At 62.0% G+C, this 12,795-nt stretch carries 15 protein-coding genes; 12 read left to right on the top strand and 3 right to left on the bottom strand.

Going from position 1 to position 12,795, the window contains the following annotated elements:
* Positions 1–11: 11 nt before the first annotated feature.
* Together ASILVAE211_RS07370 and ASILVAE211_RS07365 are read left to right on the top strand one after the other, a co-directional pair.
* The gene (locus tag ASILVAE211_RS07370; protein ID WP_227320640.1) at positions 12–395 is read left to right on the top strand and encodes a HesB/IscA family protein; all 384 of its coding nucleotides are present in this window, start codon (positions 12–14) and stop codon (positions 393–395) included.
* A 66-nt stretch (positions 396–461) separates the two neighbouring features.
* Complete coding sequence (locus tag ASILVAE211_RS07365; protein WP_227320639.1) at positions 462–731, top strand: hypothetical protein; 270 nt, start codon at positions 462–464, stop codon at positions 729–731.
* On the opposite strand, the gene ASILVAE211_RS07360 is transcribed toward ASILVAE211_RS07365, so the two are convergent.
* Positions 728–1,114: a VOC family protein gene (locus tag ASILVAE211_RS07360; protein WP_227320638.1), complete on the bottom strand. Its 387-nt coding sequence runs from the start codon at positions 1,112–1,114 to the stop codon at positions 728–730. The genes ASILVAE211_RS07365 and ASILVAE211_RS07360 overlap by 4 nt on opposite strands.
* Here ASILVAE211_RS07360 and ASILVAE211_RS07355 point away from each other — a divergent pair.
* Positions 1,092–1,463, top strand: a complete 372-nt coding sequence (locus tag ASILVAE211_RS07355) for an AbrB/MazE/SpoVT family DNA-binding domain-containing protein (protein ID WP_456304488.1) — start codon at positions 1,092–1,094, stop codon at positions 1,461–1,463. The genes ASILVAE211_RS07360 and ASILVAE211_RS07355 overlap by 23 nt on opposite strands.
* The gene (locus tag ASILVAE211_RS07350; RefSeq protein ID WP_227320637.1) at positions 1,460–1,858 is read left to right on the top strand and encodes a type II toxin-antitoxin system VapC family toxin; all 399 of its coding nucleotides are present in this window, start codon (positions 1,460–1,462) and stop codon (positions 1,856–1,858) included. Before ASILVAE211_RS07355 ends, ASILVAE211_RS07350 begins: the two co-directional genes overlap by 4 nt.
* On the opposite strand, the gene hydA is transcribed toward ASILVAE211_RS07350, so the two are convergent.
* Positions 1,847–3,298, bottom strand: coding sequence for a dihydropyrimidinase (gene hydA, locus ASILVAE211_RS07345; protein WP_227320636.1), 1,452 nt, complete (start codon positions 3,296–3,298; stop codon positions 1,847–1,849). The genes ASILVAE211_RS07350 and hydA overlap by 12 nt on opposite strands.
* Positions 3,299–3,429: 131 nt before the next feature.
* On the opposite strand from hydA, the gene ASILVAE211_RS07340 reads away from it, so the two are divergent.
* The 6 genes from ASILVAE211_RS07340 to ASILVAE211_RS07315 all read left to right on the top strand — a co-directional run bounded on the left by ASILVAE211_RS07340 (position 3,430) and on the right by ASILVAE211_RS07315 (position 10,085).
* Entirely contained in the window at positions 3,430–4,761 is a 1,332-nt protein-coding gene (locus ASILVAE211_RS07340; RefSeq protein ID WP_227320635.1) for an NAD(P)-dependent oxidoreductase, read from the top strand.
* 17 nt (positions 4,762–4,778) lie between these two features.
* Positions 4,779–6,077 carry an NAD-dependent dihydropyrimidine dehydrogenase subunit PreA gene (gene preA / locus ASILVAE211_RS07335; protein ID WP_227320634.1) on the top strand — a complete coding sequence of 433 codons (1,299 nt, stop codon included), beginning with the start codon at positions 4,779–4,781 and terminating at the stop codon, positions 6,075–6,077.
* Positions 6,074–7,330, top strand: a complete 1,257-nt coding sequence (locus ASILVAE211_RS07330) for a Zn-dependent hydrolase (protein ID WP_227320633.1) — start codon at positions 6,074–6,076, stop codon at positions 7,328–7,330. Before preA ends, ASILVAE211_RS07330 begins: the two co-directional genes overlap by 4 nt.
* Positions 7,331–7,332: 2 nt before the next feature.
* On the top strand, positions 7,333–8,130 hold the full coding sequence (locus ASILVAE211_RS07325; RefSeq protein ID WP_406566023.1) for an ABC transporter ATP-binding protein: 798 nt from the start codon (positions 7,333–7,335) through the stop codon (positions 8,128–8,130).
* A 138-nt stretch (positions 8,131–8,268) separates the two neighbouring features.
* Positions 8,269–9,132, top strand: a complete 864-nt coding sequence (locus tag ASILVAE211_RS07320) for an ABC transporter permease (RefSeq protein ID WP_227320632.1) — start codon at positions 8,269–8,271, stop codon at positions 9,130–9,132.
* Positions 9,129–10,085, top strand: a complete 957-nt coding sequence (locus tag ASILVAE211_RS07315; RefSeq protein WP_227320631.1) for an ABC transporter permease — start codon at positions 9,129–9,131, stop codon at positions 10,083–10,085. The genes ASILVAE211_RS07320 and ASILVAE211_RS07315 overlap by 4 nt, the downstream gene beginning before the upstream one ends.
* 3 nt (positions 10,086–10,088) lie before the next feature.
* Here ASILVAE211_RS07315 and ASILVAE211_RS25975 read toward each other — a convergent pair whose 3' ends face one another.
* Entirely contained in the window at positions 10,089–10,214 is a 126-nt protein-coding gene (locus ASILVAE211_RS25975; RefSeq protein ID WP_264478724.1) for a hypothetical protein, read from the bottom strand.
* Positions 10,215–10,226: 12 nt separating this feature from the next.
* Between ASILVAE211_RS25975 and ASILVAE211_RS07310 the strand changes: the two genes are divergently transcribed.
* Positions 10,227–11,267, top strand: coding sequence for an ABC transporter substrate-binding protein (locus ASILVAE211_RS07310; RefSeq protein WP_227320630.1), 1,041 nt, complete (start codon positions 10,227–10,229; stop codon positions 11,265–11,267).
* 139 nt (positions 11,268–11,406) lie between these two features.
* Positions 11,407–12,648 (top strand): branched-chain amino acid ABC transporter substrate-binding protein, encoded by a 1,242-nt coding sequence (locus ASILVAE211_RS07305; protein ID WP_227320629.1) that lies wholly within the window; start codon positions 11,407–11,409, stop codon positions 12,646–12,648.
* Positions 12,649–12,795 lie beyond the last annotated feature (147 nt).

The following is a 12,795-nucleotide window of genomic DNA, read 5'->3' as shown; positions in this document are numbered from 1 at the left end:
AGAAGGACGTTATGAGCCAAACCGTAGAGACGGGTTCTGCCGCTCCGAAACCCGCCCGCCGCGCGCTGCCGCCGCTGATGAAGCTGTCGGACGCGGCAGCCGCGCGCTTGGCGCAGCTTTATGCCGGTGGCCAGCAGGGCAAGCTGCTGAAGATTTCCGTCGGCACCAAGGGTTGCTCAGGCCTGTCCTACGACATGGATTTCGTCGATGCGGTCGGCCCGACCGATGAGGTCGTGACCGACAACGGCCAGACCGTGCTTGTGGACCGCAAGGCGAGCCTTTTCCTGATCGGCACCGAGATGGATTATAAGGTGGAGAAGCTGTCGGCCGGCTTCACCTTCGTCAATCCGAACGAAAAAGGCCGCTGCGGCTGCGGCGAGAGTTTTTACGTCTAATTCTGATTGTTGAAGGCGAAATGATTTCGCCTTAGGCTCATTGCTTAGTCGGTTGTGGGTGATACCGTGAACGAGACCGAGAGCCTGACGAATCTGCTGCTGCGCGAAATTCGGGACGAGGTCAAAAGCCTGCGCGTCGAAGTCGGCGATGTTCGCACCTTGTCGCTCTCGACATTCGATCGGGTGAAGCGGCTGGAACGACGCATGGAAGAACTGCGTGACGATCTGGAAACCACGATCAAGGCTGAGATCATGGGCGTAGGGGTGAATTGGCGCCGCGCTTTGGAAATCCGCATGGCGGATATCGAAGCAAGCAACGGCCCCCGCCAGCCTTAGGCCGGCTGGATCAAGTCCCAGCGGTTGCCGAGATAATCCTGGAAGACCGCTACCGCGCCATAACTCTCCTGGCGCGGTTCCTCCTGAAAGATGACGCCGCGCGCCCTATAGGCAGCCACATCCCGCGCCAGATCATCCGTTTGCAGCACGCAGAGCACACGACCGCCGGCCTGGGCGCCCATGGCCTGCCGCTGTGCTTCGTTTTTGGCGACAGCCAGACGTATGGCGACACCGCCGCCTGAAGGCGCCACTTCGACCCAGCGATCCCCATTGCCGCGATCATGATCGATGAGCAAAGCGAAGCCGAGCGCGCTGACGTAATAGGCGATTGCCGTGTCGTAGGAATCGACGAGCAGGGTGATGGAGGCGATGCGCTGGGTCATGCTGCATCTAGCCAAGCGGATCCATGCGAGACAATCGGTGTTGAAAATAATGCATAATTGCATTACATTTTTGATGGTAGGAGAGGAGGTTGAAGCAATGGCCATTCTCACGGTAACGGCGCGCGGGCAGGTGACCTTCCGCAAGGACGTGCTGAGCCATCTTGGCATCCGTCCGGGCGACAAGATTGAGCTGGACAAGCTGCCCGATGGCCGGATCGCCCTCCGTGCCGCAAATCCTGCTGGAACGATCGATGGTTTTATCGGTCTGCTTGCCGGAAAAACGACGAAAGTCGCAACGATTGAAGAAATCAACGAAGCGATTGAGGCGGGTTGGGCTGGCGAGCCGTGAAGGTCACGGTCGACACAAACATTCTGGTTCGCGCGGCGGTATTGGATGATGAACGGCAGGCGGTGATCGCAGCCAAACTTCTTCGCGAGGCGGAGATTGTCGCAATCCCTCTGTCATCCCTATGCGAATTGGTGTGGGTGCTGCGACGTGCTTACGGGTTCAATAAAATTGATATTGCAAATTCGTTGGTCGCTCTGGTGTCGACGAGAAATGTCGTCATTAACCGTCCAGCGGTCGAAGCGGGAATCGCAAGTCTTGCGGCAGGCGGAGATTTCGCCGATGGCGTCATCGCTTTCGAGGGGCGATGGCTTGGCGGGGATTGCTTTGTCTCGTTCGATCGAAAAGCGGTGTCCCTGCTCAAGAAGCAGGGACATAATGCCGCGTTACTGGCCTGACATTAGCGCAACGCCCACCGGCTTGTTCGCCGCATTGATTTTGGACAGTGCTTCGAACGTCATGGGGAAGCAGGGGCGGTTGATGTATCGACCGGAACCTTTCACCGTGCGCAACTCGCCTTTGTGCCAGACGATTTTTCCTTGGCTGATGGTGGTGGCGGCCAAGCCCGTTACTTCCATCCCTTCATAGATATTGAAGTCGATATTCTGATGATGGGTTTTGGCAGAAATCGTGCGACTGGACGACGCATCCCACAACACGATATCGGCGTTGGCGCCAATTTCGATCGCGCCCTTGCGCGGGTGGATATTGAAGATCTTGGCGGTATTGGTGGAGGTGATGGCGACGAATTCGGATGGCGTCAGCCGACCGGTGCTAACGCCATGATGCCACAGCACGCTCATGCGATCCTCGATGCCGGCCGTGCCGTTCGGAATCAGCGTGAAATTATCTTTTCCTGCTGCCTTTTGCGGTGCACAGAAGGCGCAGTGGTCGGTGGCAGTCGTCTGCAATTGTCCTGACATCAAGCCGGCCCAGAGCGCCTTCTGGTGATGCTTGGGGCGGAAAGGCGGGCTCATGACATAGGCGGCCGCAGTCGCGAAATCCTTGTTCTGATAGACGGTTTCGTCAATGACCAGTTGCTGCGGCAGAACTTCGCCATAAACGCGCTGGCCGGCAGCACGTGCGCGGGCGATGGCCTGGGCGGCTTCCTCGGTCGAGACATGAACGATGTAGAGTGGCGCGCCGATCAGCCCGGCGATGGTGATGGCGCGCTGGGCGGCTTCGCCTTCAACGCTTGCCGGGCGTGACAGGGCATGGCCTTCCGGTCCGGTAATGCCTTGCGCCAGCAGGGATTTCTGCATGAAGGCGACGGCCTCGCCGTTCTCGGCATGGACGGTCGGGATGGCACCCAGTTCCAATGCGCGCGTAAAGCTGCGCAGCAGGATATCGTCATCAACCATGATGGCGCCCTTATAGGCCATGAAATGCTTGAAGCTGTTGACGCCGTGGTCACGCGTGAGGATGCCCATCTCCTCATGCACCTGATCGGACCAATGGGTGACGGCGACATGGAAACTGTAATCGGCTGCGGCCTTCTCGGCCCAGCCGCGCCAGGTCTTGTAACTGTCGAGTAATGACGCGCCAGGGGCGGGGATCACGAAATCGATGATCATCGTATTGCCGCCGGCGAGACCGGCGGCGGTGCCGGTATAGAAATCCTCGGACGCCACCGTGCCCATGAAAGGCAGTTCCATATGGGTATGGGGGTCGATGCCGCCCGGCATGACCAGAAGCCCGCCGGCATCCAGGATTTCGGCCCCGCTTGGCGCCTCCAGATCTGGGCCGATCGCCTGAATCGCCCCCTGGTCGCACAACACATCGGCCTTATAACGCCGCTCGGCGGTGACGATCTCGCCACCGCGAATGAGAAGGGACATGGCTTCCTCCAAAGCGAAACGATAGGCTATCGTGTACCGGTCGGCCGGGATTGGGAAGGTGCTGCCAAGGGTCCGTTGACACCTCGTGCCGGTTTAAGCAGCATCCATCCATCGTCAGACCGGGGGAATGCATGTCGGAAGGGCTTGGCGAGCAAGTTTTGGGCGTTTCTGCCCGTGCGGCAGAGGTCGCGATCAAGCTTGGGGAAATGACCGCTCCGCTGTCGCGCGACGAAGCCAGGGTCGAGGCTGACCGCTGTTATTTCTGCTACGACGCGCCTTGCGTGGATGCCTGCCCGACGGGCATCGATATTCCCGGCTTCATCGGCAAAATTCGCACCGGCAATCTGCGCGGCTCGGCTGTCACCATCCTGGAAAGCAATATTTTCGGCGGCAGCTGCGCCCGTGTCTGCCCTACGGAAATTTTGTGTGAAGAGGCCTGTGTCCGTGAAGCGCAGGAGGGCAAGCCCGTCACCATCGGCAGCCTGCAACGCTTTGCGACCGATCACCTGATGGCGACCGGCGAGCAGCCTTTTGCGCGTGCGCCGCTGACAGGCAAGCGCGTGGCCGTGGTCGGCGCAGGCCCGGCCGGCCTTGCCTGCGCTCACCGCCTTGCCACGCTGGGTCATGACGTCCTGGTCTATGAAGCCCGGCCCAAGCCCGGTGGGCTGAACGAATATGGCATCGCCGCCTATAAGGTGGTGGATGACTTCGCACAGCGCGAAGTGGCTTTTATTCTCGGTATCGGCGGCATCGCTATCGAATACGGCACCCCGCTTGGGCCTGACCTGACACTGGATAAGCTGCGGCAGGAATTCGATGCCGTGTTTGTGGCAATCGGTCTTGCCGATCCGAACGCATTGGGCGTGCCGGGCGAGGGGGCCGCGCATGTGATGGATGCGCTCGGTTTCATCGAATTGCTGCGCCAGAACCCTGTCGAGGCGGCGGTACTGGCAAAGGGTCATGTCGTCGTCATCGGCGGCGGCAATACCGCTATCGACGCCGCCACCCAGGTGAAGTTGCTGGGCGCAGAGACCGTCACCTTGGCCTACCGCCGTGGGCCAGAGCAGATAGGAGCGACCAAGGTGGAGCAGGATTGGGCGCAGACGCACGGTGTCGGCATCCGCCATTTCCTGGCGCCGGTCGCAGTGGAAGCCCATGCCGTCATCTGCGCCAAAACCACGGTGAGCGGCGCCAAACTCGTGCTGACCGAGGAGCGGGTGAGCCTGCCGGCCGATCTGGTGCTGAAGGCCGTGGGCCAGAGCTTTCTGCCGGAACCGCTGACTGCCGGGACCGCGCCTGACCTGGGCGGCAAGCGCATCGGCGTGGGCGATGATTACCAGACGTCTCTGCCCGGGGTTTTTGCGGGCGGTGACTGCGTCAGCGCGGGTGAGGATCTGACGGTGCAGGCCGTCGCCCATGGGCGGGATGCCGCGATGGCTATCGACCGTTTCCTCAAAGCCTAAGAACGGGGACCGAAACCATGGCCGATCTCTCCGTCAATTTCGCCGGCATCAAATCGCCCAATCCTTTCTGGCTGGCTTCCGCCCCGCCGACCGACAAGGAATATAACGTCGTCCGCGCTCTGAAGGCGGGTTGGGGCGGTGTGGTATGGAAGACGCTGGGCGAGGATCCGCCGGTGGTCAATGTCTCCAGCCGCTACGGCGCTGCGTCCTATGGCGGCAACCGCATCATGGGCTTCAACAATATCGAGCTGATCACGGATCGGCCGCTGGACGTGAATCTGCGCGAAATCAAGTCCGTGAAGCGGGATTTCCCGGATCGGGCCATCATCGTCAGCCTCATGGTGCCTTGCGAGGAAGAAGCGTGGAAGGCGATTCTGCCGCTGGTGGAAGACACCGGCGCGGACGGTATCGAACTGAATTTCGGCTGTCCGCATGGCATGAGTGAGCGCGGCATGGGCGCGGCCGTGGGCCAGGTGCCTGATTATGTCGAGATGGTCACGCGCTGGTGCAAGCAGCATACGCGGATGCCGACCATCGTGAAGCTGACGCCGAATGTGACGGATATTCTGGCGCCGGCGCGCGCCGCGCATCGCGGTGGGGCGGATGCGGTTTCGCTGATCAACACGATCATGTCGATCATGTCGATCGATCTTGATGCCATGGCTCCCACGCCCGTCGTCGGCGGCATGGGTACTCATGGCGGCTATTGCGGGCCGGGCGTGAAGCCGATTGCGCTGCGCATGGTGGGTGAAATCGCGCGGGCGCGGGATATGGCCGGCCTGCCCATTTCCGGCATCGGTGGCATATCAACCTGGAATGATGCGGCGGAATTCATCGCTCTGGGCTCTGGCACGGTGCAGATCTGCACGGCCGCGATGCACCATGGATTCCGCATCATCGACGATCTGACGGACGGCCTGTCCAATTGGATGGACCAGAAGGGCTATGCCCGCATCAAGGATTTTCAGGGCAAGGCGATTCCCAATTTCGTGCATTGGGAAGACCTCAATATCAATTTCAAGACGCTGGCCCATATCAACCAGGATCTCTGCGTCAAATGCGGCCTGTGCCACATCGCCTGCGAGGATACGGCGCATCAGGCCATCAGCGCCGCGAAGGTCGATGGCCGCCGGCATTACGAGGTGATCGAGGATGAATGCGTCGGGTGCAACCTCTGCGCTCATGTCTGCCCGGTCGACAATTGCATCACCATGAACCCGGCTGAGACCGGGCTTGCCTTCTCCACCTGGAAAGAGCACCCCAATAACCCGCTTCGGGCGGACGCCCCGCCTTCACAGACGAAAGCCTTGGTATGAGTCTCGCCACCAATCTCGCCATCGACCCGGCCCGTCTCTGGGACAGCATTCTGGATACCGCCCGGATCGGCGGCACGGCCAAGGGCGGCATCAAGCGCCTGACGCTGACGGAGCTGGACGCCGAGGTGCGGCGCTGGTTCATCGCCGCCTGCGAAGCCGCAGGTTGCGCGGTCACCATCGACGATATGGGCAATATCTTCGCCCGCCGGCCGGGGAAGGATAACGGCCTGCCGCCCATCGCCATCGGCAGCCATCTGGATACGCAGCCGACGGGCGGCAAATTCGACGGTATCATCGGTGTGCTGTCAGGACTGGAACTGCTGCGCACATTGCAGGATGCGGGCTATGAGACGACGCATCCGATCGAGGTGATTAACTGGACGAACGAGGAAGGCAGCCGCTTCGCGCCGGCCATGCTCTCCTCCGGCGTTTTCGCCGGCAAGTTCACGAAGGACTGGGCTTATGCGCGGGAGGACCGGGACGGCATCCGTTTCGGCGATGCGCTGCGCGATATCGGCTTCATCGGTGACGAGGCCTGCGGCGCGCATCCGCTCGCCGCGCATTTCGAGCTGCATATCGAGCAGGGGCCGATCCTGGAGGCCGAGGCAAAGACCATCGGCGTTGTCACCGGCGTGCAGGGCATGCGCTGGTATGAGGTGACGGTGACGGGCGTCGACAGCCATGCCGGTTCCACGCCCATGTATCTGCGCCAGGATGCGCTGGTCGCGACCGCCCGGATGATCGAAGTGGTGCAGCAGATCGCGCTGGAACATGCGCCCAATGCGGTCGGTACGGTGGGCTTGATCGAGGCGCGGCCCAATAGCCGCAACGTTATTCCGGGTGAGACCTTCTTCACCGTCGATTTCCGTGACCCCGATGATTCTGTGTTGTCAGCGATGGAGCAGAAGCTGACCGAGCGTCTGGCGACGGTCGCCGCATCCAGCGGCGTCGCGGCTGACCTCACCTGTATCTGGAATTCCCCGGCCGTGCATTTCGACGCCGATTGCGTGACCGCCGTCCGTGCCGCGGCCGTGCAGGCCGGCTTTCCGCATCGGGATATCATTTCCGGCGCCGGGCATGATTCGGCCTATGTCGCCTCGGTCGCGCCGACGACGATGATCTTCGTGCCCTGCGCCGGCGGCATCAGCCATAATGAGATCGAAAGCGCCGAGCCGGGCGATGTCGCGGCCGGCGCCACCGTGCTGTTGCAGGCGGTGCTGGCGATGGATGCGAAGCTCTCGGGCCAGAGCTGACCGTGGACGCCTCCAACCCCTTGGCCGGGGCAGCGGTCGTTGCGGAGAACCTTTCTATCCGCTTCGGCACAGGGGATGCCGCGACGCTGGCGCTGTCCGATATCGACCTGACAATCGGACAGGGTGATTTCGTCTCTCTCATCGGCCCCTCAGGCTGCGGCAAGACGACCCTGCTGCGCGCCATCGCCGATCTGGTGCAGCCGAGCTCCGGTCTGCTGCGGGTGAACGGCATGACGCCCGAGGCCGCGCGGCTGGCGCGGGCCTACGGCTATGTCTTTCAGGCGCCGGCTCTGCTGCCCTGGCGATCCGTCGCCCGCAATGTGACGCTGCCGTTGGAGATTGCCGGCATGGGCCGGGCCGAGCGGCAGGCCGAGGCCGAGCGCAATCTGGCTCTGGTGGGTCTGGCTGATTTTGCCCGGAAATTTCCCTGGCAGCTGTCGGGCGGCATGCAGCAGCGCGTCTCCATCGCCCGCGCGCTCAGCTTCAAACCCAGCCTTCTGCTGATGGATGAGCCTTTCGGCGCCCTGGATGAGATTACGCGCGACGGGCTCAATCTGCATTTGCATGAGCTTTGGGCGAGCAGCGGGCTGACGGGCGTTTTCGTCACGCATTCCATTCCTGAGGCCGTTTTCCTCTCCACCCATATCGTCGTCATGTCGCTGCGTCCGGGCCGGGTGGTGGAGGTGATCGAAAGCGCCCTGCCGCGCCTGCGGCGCCTGGAAGATCGCGAGACGCCGGAATTTCTGGCGCTGTCGCACCGCGTGCGTGCCGCTTTGTATGACGGCCATGGGCATGGGTGAGGCGGCCCTATTCAGTCTCGTCATGCCCGGCTTCATGCCGGGCATCTACCCGTTGCGGCGCCAGGACGGCGTTTGGGCGCCTGGACCGGTAGACCCGCGGAACAAGTCCGCGGGTGACGAAAGAAAAGCGATCGGCGCATGACGAAAAAAGCCTTGCCCGTCGCGACCGTGCTGGTCGCGGTGCTGATCCTTTGGTACGCGGCGGCCGTCTGGCTGAATGCGCCGCAGGCGGAAGCGCTGATGGACCCTGACCAGCCGCACGGGCTTTGGGCAGTCGCCCAGGCCTGTTGGTCGATGGATCGGCCGGTGTTGCCGGCGCCGGACCAGATCGCCTCGGCGCTGATCTACAGCGTCTTCGGCTTTCCACTCTCCTCCCCACGCAACCTGTTGCTGCAAGCGGGCTATACGGCGGAGACGACCGTGATCGGGCTGTTCTTCGGCCTTATTCTCGGCATTTTGCTTGCCATCGGCATCGTCCATATCCGCACGCTGGACCGGTCCGTCATGCCCTGGGTCATCGCCAGCCAGACCGTGCCGGTGCTGGCGATTGCGCCGATGCTGGTGGTGGCGCTGGGGGCCATGGGCGTGACCGGGTTAGTGCCGAAAGCGGCCATCGTCGCCTATCTCACCTTTTTTCCGGTGACGGTCGGCATGGTGAAGGGGTTTCGCACGCCCGATCCGCTGCAACTGGACCTGATGCATACCTATAGCGCCGGAGAGATGACGATCTTTGCCAAGCTGCGCTGGCCTTCCGCCATGGCCTTTCTGTTTCCCAGCCTGAAGGTTGCCGTCGCCCTGGCCGTGACAGGCGCCATTGTCGCGGAAATGCCCACGGGGGCTCAGGTCGGCCTCGGTGCCCGCCTGCTGGCCGGCAGCTATTATGGGCAGACGATGATGATGTGGAGCGCGCTGGTCATGGCCAGCTTGCTGGCGCTCGCCGGGCTGCTGGCGGTGACGCTGCTGGAGCGTGGCGTGATTCTGCTGCGCGGTGGCCGGCTGTGAACGGCAGTGCGACCGGGGAGTCGCGGGCGGGCGCGCAATGGATGATGGCGGCCGCCGGGCTGCTGTTCTGTACGCTGTCACGCATCTCGCTGCGGAATTTCGGTAATCTGCCCTGGATCACGGCGGGCGTGGCACTGGTGCTGGTGCTGGCCGGCCTGTCGCTGTTTGCGCGCGGCAATGACCGCGCCGATGGTATGGCGTCCCCGGTTCTGTTCGGCCTGCTGATGCTGTGGCTGTGGGAAATGCTGGTGGTGGGGCTGCATGTACCCTTCGTCATTCTACCGCCGCCTTCGGCTATCGCACTCGCGATCGGCCATCACCTTCCGATGCTCTGGGCGGATTTCGTCCAGACGGTGCTGCATGCCGTGCTGGCAGGCTATGCGATGGGCTGCGGCAGCGGCTTTCTGCTGGCGCTGGCCATCGACCGCTCGCCCTTTCTGCAACGGGGGCTGACGCCGCTCGGCAATCTTATCAGCGCTTTGCCCATTATCGGCATCGCGCCGATCATGGTGATGTGGTTCGGCTTCGGCTGGCAGTCCAAGGCAGCGGTCGTGGTGCTTATGACCGTCTTCCCGATGCTGGTTAATACGCGGGCAGGGCTTGCCTCAACGGACGCCATGGAGCGGGACCTGATGCAGACCTATGCCGCCGGCTATTGGCAGACGCTGCGGCACCTGCGTCTGCCGGTGGCCATGCCGATGATTTTCAATGCCTTGAAGCTGAATGCGACTTTGGCGCTGATCGGTGCTGTGGTGGCCGAGTTCTTCGGCACGCCGACGCGCGGCATGGGGTTCCGCATTTCCACCGAAGCCGCGCGCATGAACCTCGATATCGTCTGGGCGACCATCGTGGTGGCGGCGGTGACGGGCTGCGCCGCCTTCGTGCTGATCGCGGCGATCGAGCGGGTTGTGACCTTCTGGCATCCCTCGATACGTGGCGCTCGCCGTTCTTGAGCGTCAGTCGCGACGCTGCTGTAACGATAGAACCGTTTCTTGCCGATTTAATTCCGCCTGATCAGTGTTCTGCGGCATCAATCTTGCTGCTTTGGCCGGTGATTGCTGCTTCACTGCGGCGAATGCCATATCGGGGGGATCATGATGCGACAACCAATGCGCCGCTTCCTGTTCGGGGTCGGCGCGGCCTTTGTTCTTGGCCTGGGGGCTTTGGCGACGACCGCGCCCTTGACCGCGTCTGCCGCTCAGGCGGCCGATCCGCTCAGCCTGCAGCTGAAATGGGTCACGCAGGGCCAGTTCGTGGGCTATTACGTGGCCTTGGCAAAAGGCTTCTACAAGGCCGAAAATCTTGACCTGACGATCAAGCCGGGCGGGCCAGACATCAACCCCGATCAGGTTCTGGCCGGTGGCGGCGCCGATGTCGTGATCGACTGGATGCCCTCGGCCTTGGCCACGCGCGAGAAGGGTGTGCCCATCGTCAATATCGCGCAGGTCTTCCAGAATTCTGGCATGGAACTGACCTGCCGCAAGGATAGCGGCATCAAGACGCCGGCCGATTTCAAAGGCAAAACGCTGGGCGTCTGGTTCTCGGGCAATGAATATCCCTTCCTGTCCTGGATGGCCAAGCTCGGCTACAGCACGGACGGCGCGCATCCGGACGTGACGGTGCTGAAGCAGGGATTCAATGTCGATCCGCTGCTGCAGAAGCAGGCCGCCTGTATCTCGACCATGAGCTATAATGAATACTGGCAGTTGATCGAAGCCGGCATGCAGCCCGCACAGCTTCTTGTCTTCAAGTATCAGGCCGAGCATGTGGCGACGCTTGAAGACGGTCTTTATGTCTTGCAGTCTTCCTTGGGTGACCCGGCAAAAGTGGACAGGCTCGCCCGCTTCCTGAAGGCGTCCAAGGAAGGCTGGGACTATGCGGCCGCGCATCAGGCCGAAGCGGTTCAGATCCTGCTCGCCGCCGATACCGCCGGTGTCTTGACGAAGCAACATCAGGCCCGCATGGTCGCGGGCATCGTCAAGCTGCTGGGAACTTCTCCCTGGGGCTATCTGCAAACTGCGGATTATGCCCGGACGGTCGACGAACTTCTGTCTAGCAAGTCCACACCTGTGATCACAAAACAACCCGATGGCGCCTATAGCCGGGCGGTTTGGGATAAAGCCTTTAAAAGCTAAGGCTTGACCAACGAGGCGGTTTCACCGCAGCGTTATTTTCTGTCTGGACTTCTCCCGTGGCGCGATGCTTGCTTGTGTCAGGCAGCGTCGTGCCTCGGCCCTCACACAGCGCGCAAGTTCTGATCTAGGAGATCTATCGATGATTACGAGACGTTCTGCGGCGACCCTTCTTGCAGGTACCGCATTGGGGGCCGCGTTCGGCCTGCCGCGCGGCGCCCAGGCGGCGGACAGCAAGACCATCATCATCGGCATCAACCTGCCCATCACGGGTGCGGATGCCGCCGGTGCGAAGCGCATCATGAACGGCGCGCTGCTGGGTATTCAGCAGGCCAATGATTCAAACGAATTCCCCGGCTACACGCTGAAGCCGCTGGTGCTGAACGATGCGACGGCAACGGCTGGCCAATACGACCCGGCGCAGGCCGCGACCAATGCCCGCAAGTTCGTTTCTAACGAGCACGTGCTGGCCGCGATCGGACCGGAAATGAGCGGCTCCGCCAAGGCGATGGCGCCGATCCTGTCCGAAGGCAATGTGTCGATGGTCACGCCGTCGGCGACCAATCCGGATCTGACCAACCCGCAATTCGCCGCGCAGTATATGCCGAGCGGCAAGCCGACCTTCTTCCGCACCGTCACGACGGACGCCTTCCAGGGTCCGAACATGGCGAATTTCTATGCCGAGACTCTCGGTGTGAAGGATGTCTATATCCTTGACGACAGCGGCGCCTATGGCGTCGGCCTGGCGGACGCCTTCCAGAAGCAGGCGGAAGCCAAGGGCCTGAAGGTTCTCGGCCGTGACCGTCTTGACCCGACCGCATCCGACTATTCGGCCGTTCTGACCAAGATCAAGTCGCTGAATGCCTCCTCGCTCTATTACGGTGGTGTCAGCAATGCCGGCGTGAAGCTGGTGAAGCAGGCTTACGCCATCGTGCCGACGATCAAGAAGGGTGGCGGTGACGGCATCTATACGCCGGACATCACGACGGGTGACGGCTTCCCGGCGGCCGAAGGCTGGTATGTTACCAATGCCTCCCCCCATGTCGCCGACGACCCGAAGATTGCGAACTGGCTGAACGAATACACCTCCGCCTTCAACGAAGCCCCGGATGACTATGCCATCACCGCCTATGATGGCGTGCTGGTGATCCTTGCTGCGCTGAAGAAGGTGATTGCCGAAGGCAAGCAGCCGAACCGCGAGAACGTGCGTGCGGCTATTGCCAGCTCCTCCGTCGATACGCTGCAGGGCACGGTGTCCTTCGATCAGTATGGCGATGTGAAGCAGCGCGTCGTCAGCGTGTTCCAGATCACCCACGATCCGAAATATCCGCTGGATGACGCCAACCATCAGTTCAAATACATCGGCGTCGCGCCGCAGAGCTGATTGGCCTTGCATAAGAAAGGGTGTCCCGTGCCGGGACACCCTTTCTCTTCAGGTGCTTCACGGTCCGGCAATGCGGTGCTGTATCCCTTCCCGTGTCGCGCATCCATTCCGTCAGACAGCCCGCCAGCATTCATGCTGCCAGCGCTG

Origin of the sequence: Acidisoma silvae, assembly GCF_020618775.1 — a bacterium.
Taxonomy (GTDB): Bacteria; Pseudomonadota; Alphaproteobacteria; order Acetobacterales; family Acetobacteraceae; genus Acidisoma; species Acidisoma silvae.
Note: the sequence above shows the minus strand (reverse complement) of the source record. Positions and strands in the feature narration are given on the sequence as shown.